An 18,324-nucleotide genomic window follows, 5' to 3' on the forward strand; every position below is an offset into this window, starting at 1 on the left:
GAATTAGTTCACCTCCGCATACCAATTTTCATGCTCTTCCAGTTCTTTTAATATGTTGATAAACAATTCATGGCTTTTTCTATCCCATTGTTTTAATAAACCTTTTTTCGTTTTTTCCATAGTAATTCCCGAGCCGTCATAACGCTTCAAACGCGCATTTTTTAATACCACATTTTTAATTAAATGTTCACCATAAATTTCTTGTGCTTGCTTATACATTTCTTGATCAACAGCGTCACCACTTTCTAGCATGAAAGGAATGACCCCTGCAACATATAGCTCTGTATCAAATTCTTTGACAAAAAAGTCCATATATTCCAAATATTGCATTGCATTTCTCATAGATTTAACTTGGGTTTGCAAAACAACAATGGCCCAATCGGCAATGTACATAGCTGACTTACTATAAACTGAAATAGAAGGAGGTACATCTAAGTAAATAACTTCAAATTGATCGAATAATGGCTGTAGTCTTTCTTCCATATACTTAAATTGTGATAAAGAATCGCTGAAATGTTCTTTCACCCAATCATCATACATTTCAAATGACATATCTGCTGGCAATATATATAAATTATCAATTACTTTGTAGACAGCTTCTTCTGCTGGCAAATCATTAATGAGTACATCGGTCACAGTATTTTCATAAGCAATCGGTGTGCCATCTCCCCCGCCTTCATCTGCTGGAAAATTCATATGTGTTAAATTCATCACGTCTGAAGTATTCCCTTGCATATCTAAATCGATAATGAGTGTGCGCTTATTTTCATGAACAGCAGATTCGAAACCTAACATTTGTGCACAAGTGCTTTTTCCAACCCCACCTTTGAAATTACCAATAACATATTTCTTCGCTACCATGTCCTACCTCTTTTCTTTTAATTAGATACTACTTTAATTGATTTATTTTAGTATATCACAAATAATAAATACTACCCAAAATGTTTATATTGAATACTACCTTAAATTAGTAGTATTCAATATAGCAACCTATAAATCATTGATAAATCGCCTACCTATACAGGTAGTATTGCTAACTATTCAATCTAAAAATTAGGCGTTAACTAAGCAGATAACGTTTGTTGATTTTATTTATTCTTTTATTTGCAGTCTGTAAAGGAACTTCTTAAAAATTACGTACTACCATTTTTTTTTGGTAGTATTTAATTAATGTAAGGTAGTATTTAATTAAGAAAATATAATCAGTTAGGTAGTACCTAATTACGTGTACTGGTAGTACCTATTTCATAAAAAGAAAGTCCCCCATATAAAAAGGGTAGTACTTAATTAGAACGATTAAGTACTACCTATAACTAAAAGGTAGTACTTAATTACCCTTTTTTTTTTAAGAGGTAGTAGATAATTGAACAATCTAAATAAAAGGGTAGTACTTAATTAGAACCAAAATATCCTTAACTAATAAACATAAGGCTTCATAATTACATACTACCTTAAAATGGTAGTATGTAATTATGATTAGAGGTAGTACCTTAAAGAAAAAATGGTAGTACTTAATCTACATAGATTATTAAGTACTACCTAAAAAAGGTAGTACTTAACAGAAAATGTTTTTTTAAAACTGGTAGTAACTAATAGCTTTGTTTGGTAGTACTTAATCGACGTTATCGCCAACAAAAGGTAGTAACTAATTAATTTATGTGTTTTTGGCACATTGCTTTTTCTATTTTTATTTGCTATTTTTCAAACAGAGTACATAAATTACTAGATTGAAAGTAGAGGGTTGATATGTCAGAATTTCAGTTCTATAAATCAAAAGAAGTTTATCGAGAAAAATATTACCAAATGCCGAAAGTTTTTTTTACAAACGAAAAATATGTGCAATTATCCAATGACGCAAAAATTGCATATATGCTGCTAAAAGATCGTTTCGATCATTCTGTTCAAAATAACTGGGTAGATTCCGATGATAATATTTATTTTATCTATACCGTGGCAGAATTAATGGAACTTCTACATTGCAGAGAAGGAAAAGTAGCAAAAATAAAAAAAGAATTAGAAAAAGTAAATCTTTTAAAACAAAAAAAGGGGCGTATCAACACAACAAATGGCCAAATAAAAACAACGCCTAATCGACTTTATCTAGGCAAAGCAGAAGTTACTTCTACTGATGTTTTCAAAATTACAGAAAGTGACCAAATTTCACCGCCATCTCAAGAAACTGAAAGCTCCACCGTAAATGCGAAAATCGCACGTACGGCAAAAGCCTATTTTGACAACGATTCTACCGTAAATGCGAAAATCGCAAATACGGAAAAAGCCAATGATATCAAGGCTTCCACCGTAAATGCGAAAATCGCAGACAATCTATTATATTCTATTAATTCTTTAGACACTAATAGACACTATATAGACACTGAAAAAGACGCTTTACAAAATAAATTGTTGTTAGACAATCTTTCAACCATTATGAGCGATGAAAGTATCGATACCTTTGTTCCCGAACATGTTCTAGAATTGATAAAAGTATTTTCTGACACTTACGCTGAAGCACAGCAAACAATCAAAACAATCCATAATGCCAAACATAAAGCACAGCAGTTAAATAATGGGGACGTTTTAATCTTTGAAGACCTAGAAAGTTATGGAATCAATGCAGAAACAGAACTATACACTACTTTGTTGAAAGCATACCAACGAATTAAGACTGAAAAAATCGAAAACAAGCAAAATTTGATTTTTGTTTATGTGAGAAATTGGTTTACTGAACATTGTTATCCAGCAAAATATGCTGCATTGCAAACGAATCATTCAAATTCCATTGCGACAACAAAAAATTGGCTTGAAGAAGAATTAAAAAATTCTGTTAAAGCTTAGCCGTTCTAACAAGTTCAAAGAAGATGATAGATTATTTTGGCATTCCTTACTACCGCCAATTTCACTTAGCTGATAGTCAAAGGTATAATCTAAGTGAAATCCATGACGATTTTAACGTAAAAATTAGTCCAATAGTTGAAAAGAACTAATTGCCGAAAGCGGTCTTCTTTTCTTCTTCGGTTAGTTTAGGAATAAGTTCTGAGTAAGTATGAAAATATAGTTTTGTATAGAGATACGCCCGATGAAATTGAGAATGTGCTAAATTAGTACACCTAATTATTGTATACGTATAAACTTATGTTATGCTATATTTATAAGTTTATACGTATACAAAGGAGGGAGAAAAGGACAAAAGCAATGGTATACAAGCTGCTAGAAGAATTTAATGGAACTTTGGCTTTGAAAGATGCAAAAAAAGCGGGCATTTCTCCTGTAACGATCAAACGCATGGTGGATCGAGGGGAGTTGGACCGAAAGTATCCAGGTTTTTTCACATTACCTGGTCAATTTCCTGATGAGTTGTTTATTGCACAAAAAAAATATGAGCGCGGCATTATTTCACATATTACCGCATTAGATTTGTATGATTTAACAGATATGATCCCTAGACAGATCGATCTGACCGTTCCTTATGGTTATCACGTCTCTGAAAAGGGGTTAAAGGAATTTGCAGTTGAGCTACACTACACAAAAGCGGAATGGTATGAACTAGGTAAGATCGAAGTAAAAAGTCGTTACGGTAATCCTGTTATAGCCTATGATCCAGAAAGAAACTTATGTGACATTTGGAATCCCTGGTATAACGTTGAGGATGAAATCAAAGTAAAAGCAGTTAAAAACTACATGGCGTCGGACAGAAAAAATATTAGAAAATTGAATGAGTATCGACGAATTTTACCAACAGATAAATCGATGCGTTCTTATATTATGGCTTTAAATTAAAGGAGAAGATACATAACACCTACATAGTTAAAAGCAAAAGTGAAAAATATTTCCAGAGAAAAAGAAGTTGATCCGCAACTTTTTTTAAGACATTTTATGATGGGATGGAAAAATTCTTGGAAAAAATATCGGAGTCTCCTTATCGTGAAAATTTTGTGTTAAAAGGCGGTTTCTTAATTGGCTCAAAATATGGCATTGAAAATTGCACAACCAAAGGCATTGATACGGCCTTACGTGTAATGAAAGTAACCAAAGAGACATTGACAATGGTTCTAAACGACATTTTTTAGACGCCAACGAAAGAGGGCATTCAATTTGAGATTCAAGGGATGATAGAAACGAGAGAATCCGAGTATACTATTTCAGTGACAGGTCACTTTAATAAAAGGAATCAATTAGTCATTGAATCGATGCAATTAGAAACCCCGATCATTTTACGCGATCAATGGGCATATAAATAAAAGAAGAGTTGCAATCCTAATGTCGGACTGTATCTCTTTTTGTTTTACATAGAAACAGGAAGAAATGAAAAGGCCTGTTTAGGAAGGCACAAACGCCTTCTCAATTGAAAAAACTTTCTCTCACCAAAAGGTTCGTTCCTGCTCGCTATTTCTTTATTGATTTGCCAGACCGGCAACAAGTTGCCTTTTATCATTAATCAGGCTGTCTTTTTTTATTCTATATACGGTTTTTCTCGTAATATTTTATTCTTTTGCAATCTTTGAATAGCAGAGTATGTCATACGAACAATGTTGATTATTGATGAATTTTGTAGTAAATTTAGTGATTTTGATATTTAAATCGAAATTTTGTCATATAAAAACACCTCAAACGTTAGTCTTTTCGACTAATGTTTGAGATGGGGGAAGGAACGTATCATTTATGCTTACTTAAAATACTTTTAATTTTATTTTGGATGTTTATGAAATCTTTAAAAGAAACTTGTGCGTCAATCAAAAGTGTATCGATATTAATAAAATCTAATGACCTATAGTTTGTACATAAACAAAATGCAGCTTCTGATTCTGGGATTGAGCTATTAAGCTCTAGATGGTAAAAACTTTTGAATGCATCTGAAATTCTTTCAATAATCAAAGTTTCTAAACTTTGAGATAAATCTGTTTCAATTTTAATTTTAATGAGCTTTTGATTTTTAGATGGTGATATAAGTAAGGCATAAGAAGACGCTAAAGGGGTAATTAAACTTGAACGTTTATTAGAATCTTCACTGTATACATTATTTTCATCTAAAATAGCATTGATTATTGGTTTAATAGTAGGGTAATTTTTATGAATATATTTATTAATATTATAACCAGAGATAGTATAATCAACTTTTCCGATTGTTTCGGCTGAAACAAAAGCGGCAATAATACTACTAATGAAAATTTTTTTTGTTTGGAAATTAGAGTAAGTAAAATTCCTTTCGATATCATCTGAATATAATAATAATTCTAATAAATTTTTATTATTAAAAACTTCAGAAATAGTATCAACATCTTTAAAAATTTGCATTAGAAAAAAAGGTTCTCGACAAGCTAGGATTGTCAAGTATTCGATGTCTTCTCTTTTTAAATGATATTTAGGAGATAGATGTTTATACATAGAACGACTAAAATGTTTTATTTTAATGAAAAAATTATCCGAAAGGAAAAGGGTTTTGGTTAACGTATTAAGATGTTGATTGATTATTGTACCTCCTTTTTTAGATCTTAGAATAGTTGTTGCTAAAATATAGCAACTTAGCTCCATTTTAGCAGGAGGTACTTCAATACCATTTTGACTATAAATAGTAGATATTATTTTTTTACAATTAGCTTTTGAAATGCCTGCAAAAGGCCAATCGATACCATTGTAGTTTCTCCAAAAAAAAGAAACGATTAAAAATCGGATTTTTTCTTCATCTCCGACTAATCTCACAATTCCCTGTCTTTTTTTTAAATCAAGATTCATTGTATTTAGATGTTTTCTTAGTAAGGATAGTTTTTTATTAACCAGAGATTCCGATAAAAAATTATCATAAGCAAATTGGACAATATTTACTTGCGTATTAGTTAAAATATTCTCAATCAATTTAAAGAAAGGGCTTTCCTGTATAATCTGTGTGGAAAGAATTTTATAATCTTTTTTTGTCCCGTTAAATTTATATCCTTGACCGTGTTTCTCAACCAAAATACCATTATTCTCTTGAACATATGGGAGCTTTGATAGTAAACCAAAATACTTATAAATAGATCGGCGATCCATCTTTAATTTTTTACTCAATTCATTAGTGGTAATTATAGTAGGTTGTTTATATAATAGAGATAATAATTCAGTTTTTTTTTGGACCTCTTTTCCCAAAATCTTATTGAAATTTTCCATTGTAATCCTCACATTTCTTTTTGAAAAGATATTATAAAAGCAAATAAGCATGTATTACTAAGTCATCGATAGAGCATGGACAAAAACATGGACGTTTGCTAGTTTTAAGTGGGTGAGTAGCAACAGAGCATAAATAGAGTTAAATTGTTCAATGAAAAAATGAATAGTTTATAAGCAAATAAATATAATTTTGTTCAAATAATACCTATTTTGTTGCTAATAAATATAGCAAAAAGAAATTCTTCACTAGAAAAATTTTCTCTTTTTCAAGATAGTTATTAAATATATACTAGAAAGTTTATTTAAAATAGTCAATAAAAAAGCATATGGTATCTCTGTTATTCAATATAGATTTGAATAGCAGAGATACCATATGCTTTTTTATTTATTGTAGTGGAATTCCTTGTTCTTATAAGGTACTTCTATAGTACATAAATAGGTCTTTTTTCATTGATTTCATAAGATATAATCTGCTTATTATATAGTTAATGACTATAAATATTAAGGAGGAAAAAAATGAAAAAGAGATTGCCGAAGTATTCATATTTGCTTTCTATAATTGTTATTGTAATGAGCCAATTTGGGTTTATGGGAATGGCATTTGCAGAAAATTCCACTCCCAAAGTTGCGGGAGATGATCCTGGAGTGACAATTACTGCTACTAATCCGATTTATCCGAGTGGTAACGTTCAGGTTGATGTGTCAATGGCATCGACAGCGGGGACAATTACGGAAGATGGAGTTATTAAGGTTGCAATTCCTAAAGTTATTGTTTCAAACAAAGAGTACATGATGAATAACATCGTTATTGATGATCCTTTTTATTTAGATGATCCAGCCTTGGAAGAGGATAATGAGGGAAACTATATTATCAATATTGCATATGATCACACAAAATATGATCCACATGATGCCCAAGGTAACACTGTTAAAATTTTGTTTAAAGCACCTTACTTGAATTCGACAGATCCTAATAATAATTATCCAGATGAAGTGGAATTTAGTTCAGATCTATATATGGGAAATAATATTATTAGTAGTGACAAAACGGTATCACAGGTGAGTACTACAACACCTGGTAACCCACTTTTGAGTAAGTTTGCTATAACTGATGGAGGATATGAAGAATTATATGGACATGATTCAGCCATCTTAGATCCTAACAACCCATCAAGGAATAAATTTGCAATTATAGTGAACTATAATCAGCAGAGTTTGGATAATGTTCAAATAGTAGATACTATACCAGAAGGTACTTATTTGACAGATCCAGATAAATATATTCCTGCAACTGGGGATAGTACAGTCATTAACCACTTTAGAATTGCAAAAGTTAATGGTAGAGATGAAAATGGGATTCCAAATAGTTGGGAATATGTTACTACAGAGTTTTCTGATAAAATATTTTTAACAGATAGCGGATTTACAGTTGACTTTGGAAATTTAACTCCCAACGATAGCTATGTTCTCATGTATGCACAGAATATTGATGGAGATTTTACACCAGATGAATTTGGATCTCGTTTAAATAATGCAGTATTAACTAGTAACGGAGAAGAAATCAGACAATCTGGTACTTATATGGCATTAAAAGAAGTACAATTTGATTCAGTAACTTTAAATAAAGAAGTCTCTCAATCAACCTTAGCTGCCAATTCAGGGGATCTGATTTATACTTTAACATTTAAGAATAACGTGGGTAAAACAACTGCTGGCACAAAATTGACAGATCCACTACCAGAGTTTATATCTTTTGTTTCTACAACTGATAACTCCAGTGGTTATTTATCTGATGTAGAATATGATTCAGAAACAAATAGTATATCTTATGAATTGTTGAAGGATTTACCAGCAGGTGAGAGCATTAAAGTTTCTTTTAAAGTTCATTTTGAAAATCCTGATGCTGTGCCTGGAGAAACAATTGTAAACAAAGCATATTTTAATTACAGTGGAACAAATATATCTAGTAAGGATACTACAACAACACTAGATGGTAGTGCACATCTTTATAAAATAGATGCAGATAATAAAAATCCTTTAGCTGGTGCAGAATTTAAAATAGTTGATGCTGAAGGAAATACAGTTGTCGAAAATCTTGTTACTGACGAAAAGGGATTTATTAATTCGGGAATACTGTCACCAGGAAACTATGCCTTTGTTGAAACAAAAGCTCCGAATGGCTACGTTTTAGATGAATCACCAATTCCATTTATTGTGACAGAAGGGCAAGAAACATCTATTAATTTAACCGCCACTAATAAACTTAATGTACCTATAACTGGGTCAGTTACTTTGAAAAAAGTATCAAGTGAAAGTAATAAAACATTGACTGGTGCGGAGTTCAAACTGGTTAAAGAAGATGGAACAGTACTTGATGAAAATTTAATTACAGATGAAAATGGCCTAATCCATGTATCGGACTTAGAACCGGGTAATTATAAATTTATTGAGACGAAAGCTCCAGATGGATATGAATTGGATGAGACACCAATTACGTTTACGATTTATAAAGATGATGACACAGACGTAGAAGTGACGAAAAAGAATACACTTATTCCAACGGAACCAAGTACGACAGAACCAAGTACGACAGAACCAAGTACAACGGAACCAAGTACAACGGAACCAAGTACAACGGAACCAAGTACGACAGAACCAAGTACAACGGAACCAAGTACAACGGAACCAAGTACGACAGAACCAAGTACAACGGAACCAAGTACGACAGAACCAAGTACAACGGAACCAAGTACAACGGAACCAAGTACAACAGAATCAAGTACAACGGAACCAAGTACAACAGAATCAAGTACAATAGAATCAAAAAATGATTTAACAACAGGTTCATCAAGTAATAAGCCAAATGGAAGTTCAGATCAATCAAGCGGTGGCTCTCTTCCTAAGACAGGTGATTCTGGAAGTAATCCAATTGTTATTATCATTGGATTAGCATTTATTGGATTAGCAGTATTTAGTTTACGCAAGAACAAAAAACATTAAACTAAATTTGATAGTAAATAAATGATAGAAGATTTGAGATATAAAAAAATATCTTTATTAATCGGACCTCCAAAAATTAGACCAAAAATCTAATTTTTGGAGGTCGATTTTTTATGGTTAAATTATAGCTCTGTTTTAAAAGATTCCAATTTTCCAAACAAGAAAAATCAGAATTGTCTATGACTTCTACCAATCAAATGGACGAGTAGAGTTCGCTGCTTCGAAAAACTCTACATTTTTTGGTAACTTCAATTTTTTAAAATAAATGGTCATTTATTAGTTTTATAGTAAATACTAATTTTAGTTGGAGCGTTTTCTTTGTTTCTATTAATTCTCTTTTTAAACTATCAAAAAAATATAGATAAGATGAGTTTGGAGCAATTTTTAATGGAAGCAAAGTTCTGATGTTTAGACAGATTGTTTGGACATACATAGTGCTAATTTCAAAATCATTCGTGGATGGCAAGTTATCGCATTTGAGAACCATGTCTATATTTCAGGTTCATTTTTTTACTTTAAATTAAGATAGTTATGCAACATATTCGCTTTGTTTTTTGGATTGAGGTATCATTCTACATAACATTTATAATGAAGGAGAATGTTTTTTATGTATATTCCTAATAATCAATCTAAATTAGAGACCCAAATGAATGTAGAATTTTTACGTTTTATTGATAAAGATACCTATTTAAAGATGCTTATTTTGGAATACCTAAAACTCCGTCCTTATTATGTGCCAGCAAATGAAATAGCTGGGAATTTTAATATTACATATAAAAAAAGTAACATGATGCTTTTGGATTTAAAAAATGAAATGGATACTTATTTTAAAGATAATGAGAGCTCAATTGACTTTATTAGAGGCAAGGGATACTTTCTAGAAGCTCATGATGGTACGGATTTAAGGGGATTTATAACAGAACTTATATATAAAAATCCTATGGTTATTTTATTACATGATATTATTTTTAAACGAATTACGTCAGTTCAAAAATATTGTCAAGAAAAGTTTATCAGTGAGTCAAAACTAAAAAAAGATTTATCAAAGCTAAAAAAATCTGTAGAAAAATTAGATGTTTCTATTGATAGAAACAAAATGACGTTAATCGGTCCTGAAAATAAGGTAAGATTTTTGATCTTTATATTTTATTGGAAAGTAAACAAAGATGCTTGGCCATTCGAGTATATTATTGAGAATGAAATAGTCAGCAGTGTTAATGAGTGGTCATATGTACAACAATTAAATCGAATCGAAAAAAGAAAGCTAGTTTATCATATAGCTATATGGAAATTACGGATAGCACAAAAGAACTTCATTGAGAATAGCGATGTATATGAGGGAAAAGTATTTCAAAAATTTAAACAAGAAATGGAGAAAGCTGATTTGATTCGTACATCAAATATTCATGAATTTCATGGACTATTTGATGTATTTAAAGTTTTTAATTTTCTTCCAAATATGGAGGAGTGCTTTTGTGAGGAACTATCTAACTATGTACCTGAAGCTGTGCAAACAAGCGTGGTCTTAGACTTATTTGAAAAAGAGTTTTTTCAAATAAGTGATATGAGAGTATACAAGCAAACAAAAATGTTTTTATTTAGTACACATACTATGGTAAAAATAAGCCCAAATTTAGAAATTGATGAATTGGGTAATTCTTATATACGTTATATAAACACCTTAGTCCCAAAATTGTCGGAAAGAATAAAGTTTTTCATAAATGATTTGCAAAATAATTTACAGAGCAATATTTTTGATAAGGAAAGATTATTGAATATACGATATTGTATGATTTTCTATCTAGCAAATAAACTAACAGTCTATGAAAAAAAAATATATGTTTTATTTGAAACAGAGTTGAATTCATATATAAGAAATTATCAACGGGATATATTAGAATACATTTTGCAAAAAACATATAATGTATCTGTTTTATTTGAAGAAGAACTCCCCCCTGAAGTTACCCCCGATTTAATAGTATCCAACTTAAGAATGTACGACACTAATGATAACTTGAGAGTCACTGTTTCACGAAATTTGACCTTATATGAAATAATTCATATTCACATAGCTATACGAAATTTACATTAGTCTTCTTACAGTTGAGTTTTGGTGGAATCGTTTTCTTTGTTCTTATAAACTAAACTAACTCAGTACAATAGTTCGAACTGGGTTAGTTTACATAGAAAGGGGAGATAATGGTGAATTCTATTTTAGATTTTCATACCTATAAAGATGAAATATTGAATGAGGTACACAAGTATAAAGTATCAGAAAACTCTATAATTGTGAGGTACGTTGAACAATTATTTAATGAAATAGAACTAATTGTATTTAAAGATAGAAGTAAAGCGTTTGAAATAGTTAAAACTATGGTCGGTATAAATACTTAAACTGCTGATGCTTGATAAATTCAACCAAAAATTCTAATGTTCAACATTAGTGTAGCTATTCATAAAAAAATAAAGTCTGAGGTATTGAAACTTTCCATACCTCATTGAAAAAGAAAGAAACTTATTAAAGCATAAAGGGTCATCTTCTCTACTAAAATTTAGGATAGCTAGTTAGTTTTATAAGAGATTAAAAATGTAATAGTAATAATAACCATAACAACGAGAAAATAAATAGCTTTTAGATATAAGAATTTTTTCAATTAGGCTACCATATCTAAAGGCCAGTGACCAACTATTAACGCCATAAGTTTTCTCGTTTAAAAGGGTAGTACTAAAATGTTTGAAATTATTAAGGTGGAATTAAAATGGAAAGAATGCTTGCGAGGGAATGGCTTTTAACACCGGAAGTAGATTTAGAGATAAAAATAGTTGATTATTTATTTAATGCTGATAGGTTTGTTTCTACTGCAGAGCTATCAGCGGTTCTTAATGAAGAACCCAAAAAGATTACTAAAATTGTACAAAAATTAGAGGAACATGTAGAGAATCATGGCGATAAAAATATTCAATTATTAAGGGTAAAAAGAGGTGGAGTTCGTTTAGTTCTTCCTTCAGAAACAGATATGAAAGCATTGTTATCTCATTTATTATTGAAGAGTCCCTTGATTGCTTTATTGGATGAATTATTTTCTAATACATTCATTTCTGTTATAAATTATTCACAAAATAACTATATTAGTGAAGCAACAGTAAGAAGATATATAAGAAAAATCAGAACTTATCTTGGACAATATAATATAGATATAGCTAGAAGAGATTTTTCAATAGAGGGCTCCGAGAAACAAATTAGAATTTTTATGTTGTTGTTTTATTGGAGGATTAATCAAGGGGTTGGTTGGCCATTTAGAAATATTTCTGAACATAGAGTAGAGAGAATAGTAGATTATTTATGTGATGAGAAGAAAGGTTTATCAAAAGTTTCTAGAATTGAGCGTAGGCGTATGATGTTTTATATTGCAATTACGTTAATTCGAACAAGAGAGAAAAAATACATTAAAATAATTCGTGACTGGGAAATGGAGCGCAATTCGTATTTTGATAAATTTTTTGAAGCTTTTTCTGAACTAAAAAAAGATATTTTTTTGAGTGAGGATGAGATTCTATTTCATTATGAAATATGGAAGATATTCTTATGGACAAGTGATATGGCTGGAATTATTGAGCAAGAGAAAGAGAAACAAAGTGGTGTAGCAATTTCAGTAAATGCTACTTTAAGGCTTTTTCAAGAATATTTCTTTACTTTAAATCCAAGTTTTATTAAACAGATTGAACCCTATTTATATGCTACACATATGTCAGCTAGTTTGTTTGAAAACTTGCTAACTGATTTGAATGGGTATCATTATTTAAGAAAGATTGAGTTATACTACCCGGAATTAAAGAAACGTATATCCAACCTTATAGACATTTTGTATAAAACTACCAATAATAAAATTTTTTTAGAAGAAAGCTACTTAATTATTTACTATTGGGCGATATTTAGCCACTTTAATAAGGCAGCTATGTATGAAAAAAAGACAAATCTACTTTTAGAAACAGATTTGCCCAAATCTTTAAGAGAAACACTTAGACAGATGGTCGAAGGTCATTTTAATTTCAAATATAATATTAACGTATATACGAGTGACATGAATTATAATGAGAATGAGATGGATATTATTCTATCAACTAATTCGCTTGATGGACTAGATAAAGAGTATCCTAATGCGAAGATCATTGCTATTAATCGAGAAATTAGAAATAGAGATTTAAAAAGAATTGAACAAGAATTGAATAAGAGCTATTGAATAATTTAGAATATTGAAAAGGATCTATAGCAAGAATATTCTTGAAAAAAATACACGTACAAAAATCATTTTTCGGATTTTTGTATGTGTTTTTTTTTTTTTATTTGAAAAAATTCAGTCAAAAAAGTGTTTTTTAAGGTCTTGTTTTTGATTATCTGCCGATTCTGAAAATGTTATTGTATATTCACTCGGCAATGAGTGTGTCATATCTAAAGTAGATGAAAATATATATGTTGCTGAGTAAAAGTTGTGTATTTGGGTATTATAGATCCAGTATTTCAGATTCATGTAGTGTATTCCGAAAAAGACAGAAGAATTTGCTAACTAGATATATGTTTCATAGGAAAGGAGCGTTTATTAGTAATAAAAAAGATTAAGCAATCTATCTTTTGTGCAAAGTGAGTAACGTTATAGGTATCGATACATAAGTCTATGTCCCTTATATTATTTGTAAAAAAAGGAGATGTTAATTATCAAATATATGGATAAGTTTAAAAAGTGCGTAACATTGGGGGCAACGACAGTAATGTTGTTCCAATCTTTATCAGTAGTACCGACAACTGTACTTGCGGAAGAGAACAATAAAAGCAACACAGAAGTAGTAGAATCTTCAAAAGCTAATGAAGCGATTGAAGAAAGTACAAGCAATACAGAAGTGGAATCTTCACAATCTGATGAAGCAACTGAAGAAAGTACAAGCAATACAGAAGTGGAATCTTCACAATCTGATGAAGCAACTGAAGAAAGTACAAGCAATACAGAAGTGGAATCTTCACAATCTGATGAAGCGACTGAAGAAAGTACAAGCAATACAGAAGTGGAATCTTCACAATCTGATGAAGCAACTGAAGAAAGTACAAGCAATACAGAAGTGGAATCTTCACGAGTGAGTGATGCGGCGAATGAAGGCGCATCATTAAAACAAGAGGATGCAGCTGCAGTACTAAAATTAATCGATAGCATTGAGGTACGAGCTGGGCAGCTTCGTGATTTGTGGAGAGATTATTCAGCACAGACATGGATCAATCCTGCTGGATTCCAACAAGATTTAGGAACAAATCATAAATATATGCTCAACCAAGGTGATCATAGAACGGGCTTGATTTCTGTAGTACCTACTTTGACAGATGCAGATAGAGATAATTTTAGAAATTCTCAACAAAAAGCTAATCAAGCATTATTTTTACCACAGAGAGGTATTATCGATTCTGACTACGAGAGCTTTGTAAGATATTTGAATATTGCTAGAGCAAATGTGAATAATGGCGATACAGAATATGATTTGGCAGCGGCAAAACAATCAATTGAGGATGTTAAAGCAGCTATTACAAAACAAAGAAACGCTGAAACTTGGATTGGAACATTTATTACAACTCATTTTCTAAGAAATGAAATTAGAATTCTTAATTTATTACTTGATGATATGAATGACATCTTTACTTCTGGAGAAGAAAATGAAGTAGTAATCAATGCATCAGACAAAGAACTTCATGTAAATGATCCATTTGATCCTTTAGAAGGTGTAACAGCAACAGACAAAGACAACAATGATATTACTTCAAACATTAAAGTAATAGCAAATAATGTAGATACAAGTAAAGAAGGATTCTATTCTGTAACGTATGAAGTAACAGCTGATGGTAAAACAGTAACTAAAACAATTTATGTAACTGTTATCGATGACAGCATTAACAGTTATGAAGGAACAATTACTGCGAATGATTTCACAATTAAACAAGACGGTTATATCAAAGGTACGTATACTGGCGACGTAACTACAATCAAGGTCTTCATTAATGGGAAAGAACAAGCGGAAATTAAGGCAACAGGTAGCCCTTATCAATACTATGTAGGTAACAAAATTACTTCAGTAAACGATAGCGTTACAGTTGTTGCATACGGTCCAAATGGAAAAGAATTGGATCGCGCAAATGTAAATCTTAAAGATAAAGAAGCACCAAGTTATGTAGGAACAATTACTGCGAATGATTTCACAGTTAAACAAGATGGTTATGTCAAAGGTACGTATACCGGCGATGTAAGTTCAATCAGTGTCATTATTAATGGAAAAGAACAAGCGAAAATTAGTGCAACAGGTAGTCCTTATCAATACTATGTGGGTAGCAAAATTACTTCAGTAAACGATAAAGTTACAGTTGTTGCATACGGCCCAGATGGAAAAGAATTGGATCGCGCAAATGTAAATCTTAAAGATAAAGAAGCACCAAATTATGAAGGAACAATTACTGCGAATGATTTCACAGTTAAACAAGATGGTTATGTCAAAGGTACGTATACTGGCGATGTAAGTAGAATTAGCGTCATTGTTAATGGGAAAGAACTAACAACAATTCCTGCAACAGGTAGTCCTTATCAATATTATGTGGGTAGCAAAATTACTTCAGTAAACGATAAAGTTACAGTTGTTGCATACGGTCCAGATGGAAAAGAATTGGATCGCGCAAATGTAAATCTTAAAGATAAAGAAGCACCAAGTTATGAAGGAACAATTACTGCGAATGATTTCACTATCAAACAGGATGGCTATGTCAAAGGTACGTATACTGGCGATGTAAGTAGAATTAGCGTCATTGTTAACGGTAAAGAACTAACAACAATTCCAGCAACAAGTAGCCCATACCAATACTATGTGGGTAGCAATATTACTTCAATAAACGATAAAGTTACAGTTGTTGCATACGGCCCAGATGGAAAAGAATTGGATCGCGCAAATGTAAATCTTAAAGAAAAAGAAAAACCAAAACAAGGAACAATTACTGCTAATGAGTATGAAGTTGGTGGTAAAGATGCATACATCCATGGTAAAACAACTGGAGATGTTGCCGTAGTAAAAATGTTTGTTAATGGTTTGGAAGTATCACAAAGAGCAGTCAAAGATGACGGAACTTATGACTATTATGTTGGATCAGCAATTAAGTCTAAAGATGATACTGTTGTATTGGTTGCCTATGATGACCAAAGAAACGAACTAAATAGAGTAAACGTTAAATTAGTTTAATCAAACGAAAAACAAAAAGTTTGGTTATTTATTGTAAATAAATGATAGTTTTTAAGCATAATTTTAGTTTTGTCCTTGTTTTTTTAACAAGGGCAAAATTAAAAAGGAGGATATTTAATTGAAAAAAAGATATTGGAAAGCCGCTAGTGTACTTGTCTTAGGATTAAGCTTAAGTTTAGTTTTACTTACAGGGTGTTCAAAAGAAGAGACTAAGAGCAATTCTTCAAGTAATTCTTCAGAAACTACACAATCATTTGCACTTAAAGATGCAGATAATTTACTTTTAAATGTTTCTGAAGTAAAGGTGGCAAAAACGGAAGATAAGAATAAAAAAGTTATTTTAACAATGGATATTGAAAATAACGGTTTAGAAGGAAAAGATATTGGCTCAATTGATTTTTATTTAGAGGGTGATGGGAAAGAATACGCGGTAGATGCAAATTCAAATAATTTTGGTGAACCAGTAGATTCTGGCAAGGAATTAAAGAAAAACTTAACTTTTGTAATTCCAGAAAAACTAACAAAAGCTAAATTAGTCTATAAACCAGCAGATAAAGTATTAGCGGAGTGGGAAATTGAAATTCCTTCACCTGAATAATTCTTATTAGAAAAGGAAGGTTTAAATTGTGAAAATATCAGTATTAGGTCTTGGGTATATTGGATTACCTACAGCCGTTATGTTTGCAAATCATGACCAACAAGTTATTGGCTATGATACAAATAGTGAAGTATTAAAGCAGCTGGCAGAAGGAAAAGTGCACATTGAGGAACCAGGTCTACAAGCTGCGCTAGAACAAGCAATAGAAAAAGGTAACTTTAGTGTTAGCAATGAAGTTCAACCAGCAGATGTATATATTATTTCAGTTCCTACACCTAATAAGAATGATGAATTGAAATCATGTGATTTGTCATATGTTCAATCTGCAGTAAAAATGATTTTACCTGTTTTAAAAAATGGAAGTACTGTCATTATTGAATCTACTATAGCACCTAGAAGTATGTCAGACAAAATTCAACCAATGATTGAAGGTGCTGGATTTACCCCTGGAGAAGATGTCTTTTTAGTTCATTGTCCAGAGAGAGTTTTACCAGGAAAAGTACTTGAGGAACTTGTTTTTAATAATAGAATTATTGGAGGCATTACACCAAACTGTACTGAAAAAGGTAAATATATATATGGAAAATTTGTTAAAGGAGAACTTTTGGGAACATCTGCATCAGTCGCAGAATTATCCAAATTAATGGAAAACACATATAGAGACGTCAATATCGCATTGGCTAATGAATTAGTAAAAATTTGTGACTCATTAGAAATTAACGCGCTTGAAGTAATAGAATTAGCTAACAAACATCCACGTGTTAATCTTCATACCCCTGGACCCGGAGTAGGAGGACATTGTTTAGCTGTAGATCCTTATTTCATTGCTGCACAAGTGCCTGACGTGTCACCATTAATTCAAATTTCTAGAGAAATTAATACGAGTATGCCGAATTTTATTGTTGAAAAAAGTAACCATGTTTTAGAAAAAGCTACAGGAAATAAGGTAGTTGTTATGGGACTTACTTACAAAGGCAATATCGACGATATTCGAGAAAGCCCTGCACTTGAAGTTTATAACACGTTGAAAAATTCCCCTAAAAATTACGATGTAGTTGCGTATGATCCACATGTGCAAAGTGATATTGTTGAAAATAATCTTGAGGCTGCATTAAAAGATGCTAGTTTAGTTCTGATACTGGTAGATCATGATGAATTTAAAAATTTGGTTCCAGAAAATTTCAATACAACAAAAAATGCAATTGTTATTGATGCTAAAAATATTGCAAATCAATGTATTGATTATGAAAATTATTATACCTTAGGAAATATTTCTCAAATTTAGTAGAAAGGAGCTGCTTGTAATAAAAAGAGTACTTTTAATT

11 protein-coding genes and 1 pseudogene are annotated in these 18,324 nt (G+C 31.2%); 10 read left to right on the forward strand and 2 right to left on the reverse strand.

Annotated elements, in window-relative coordinates:
• Positions 1-3 precede the first annotated feature (3 nt).
• Positions 4-861: a ParA family protein gene (locus tag AC4BD1_RS12615; protein ID WP_206911180.1), complete on the reverse strand. Its 858-nt coding sequence runs from the start codon at positions 859-861 to the stop codon at positions 4-6.
• Positions 862-1,746: 885 nt separating this feature from the next.
• On the opposite strand from AC4BD1_RS12615, the gene AC4BD1_RS12620 reads away from it, so the two are divergent.
• From AC4BD1_RS12620 to AC4BD1_RS12635, 4 genes and pseudogenes are all read left to right on the forward strand, one after another.
• The gene (locus AC4BD1_RS12620) at positions 1,747-2,835 is read left to right on the forward strand and encodes a replication initiator protein A (protein ID WP_490486097.1); all 1,089 of its coding nucleotides are present in this window, start codon (positions 1,747-1,749) and stop codon (positions 2,833-2,835) included.
• A gap of 297 nt (positions 2,836-3,132) precedes the next feature.
• Positions 3,133-3,777 (forward strand): type IV toxin-antitoxin system AbiEi family antitoxin domain-containing protein, encoded by a 645-nt coding sequence (locus tag AC4BD1_RS12625; RefSeq protein WP_490486098.1) that lies wholly within the window; start codon positions 3,133-3,135, stop codon positions 3,775-3,777.
• Between the two features lie 96 nt (positions 3,778-3,873).
• Positions 3,874-4,133, forward strand: a pseudogene (locus AC4BD1_RS12630) (nucleotidyl transferase AbiEii/AbiGii toxin family protein); the annotation flags it as partial.
• Positions 4,107-4,238 carry a hypothetical protein gene (locus AC4BD1_RS12635; RefSeq protein ID WP_277988536.1) on the forward strand — a complete coding sequence of 44 codons (132 nt, stop codon included), beginning with the start codon at positions 4,107-4,109 and terminating at the stop codon, positions 4,236-4,238. The pseudogene AC4BD1_RS12630 and the gene AC4BD1_RS12635, both read left to right, overlap by 27 nt.
• Before the next feature lie 415 nt (positions 4,239-4,653).
• On the opposite strand, the gene AC4BD1_RS12640 is transcribed toward AC4BD1_RS12635, so the two are convergent.
• Positions 4,654-6,141: a helix-turn-helix domain-containing protein gene (locus AC4BD1_RS12640; protein WP_490486099.1), complete on the reverse strand. Its 1,488-nt coding sequence runs from the start codon at positions 6,139-6,141 to the stop codon at positions 4,654-4,656.
• A gap of 516 nt (positions 6,142-6,657) precedes the next feature.
• Between AC4BD1_RS12640 and AC4BD1_RS12645 the strand changes: the two genes are divergently transcribed.
• The 6 genes from AC4BD1_RS12645 to AC4BD1_RS12670 all read left to right on the forward strand — a co-directional run bounded on the left by AC4BD1_RS12645 (position 6,658) and on the right by AC4BD1_RS12670 (position 18,284).
• Positions 6,658-9,141 carry an MSCRAMM family protein gene (locus tag AC4BD1_RS12645; protein ID WP_490486100.1) on the forward strand — a complete coding sequence of 828 codons (2,484 nt, stop codon included), beginning with the start codon at positions 6,658-6,660 and terminating at the stop codon, positions 9,139-9,141.
• Between the two features lie 607 nt (positions 9,142-9,748).
• Positions 9,749-11,233, forward strand: coding sequence for a helix-turn-helix domain-containing protein (locus AC4BD1_RS12650; RefSeq protein WP_490486101.1), 1,485 nt, complete (start codon positions 9,749-9,751; stop codon positions 11,231-11,233).
• Between the two features lie 667 nt (positions 11,234-11,900).
• Positions 11,901-13,382 (forward strand): AcpB/EbpR/MafR family transcriptional regulator, encoded by a 1,482-nt coding sequence (locus tag AC4BD1_RS12655; protein ID WP_490486102.1) that lies wholly within the window; start codon positions 11,901-11,903, stop codon positions 13,380-13,382.
• Positions 13,383-13,845: 463 nt separating this feature from the next.
• Positions 13,846-16,401: an immunoglobulin-like domain-containing protein gene (locus AC4BD1_RS12660; RefSeq protein ID WP_490486103.1), complete on the forward strand. Its 2,556-nt coding sequence runs from the start codon at positions 13,846-13,848 to the stop codon at positions 16,399-16,401.
• Between the two features lie 118 nt (positions 16,402-16,519).
• On the forward strand, positions 16,520-16,999 hold the full coding sequence (locus AC4BD1_RS12665) for a DUF4352 domain-containing protein (RefSeq protein WP_490486104.1): 480 nt from the start codon (positions 16,520-16,522) through the stop codon (positions 16,997-16,999).
• A gap of 28 nt (positions 17,000-17,027) precedes the next feature.
• Positions 17,028-18,284: a nucleotide sugar dehydrogenase gene (locus tag AC4BD1_RS12670; RefSeq protein ID WP_490486105.1), complete on the forward strand. Its 1,257-nt coding sequence runs from the start codon at positions 17,028-17,030 to the stop codon at positions 18,282-18,284.
• Positions 18,285-18,324: the final 40 nt, after the last annotated feature.

The organism is Enterococcus sp. DJ147D b, from assembly GCF_058216655.1.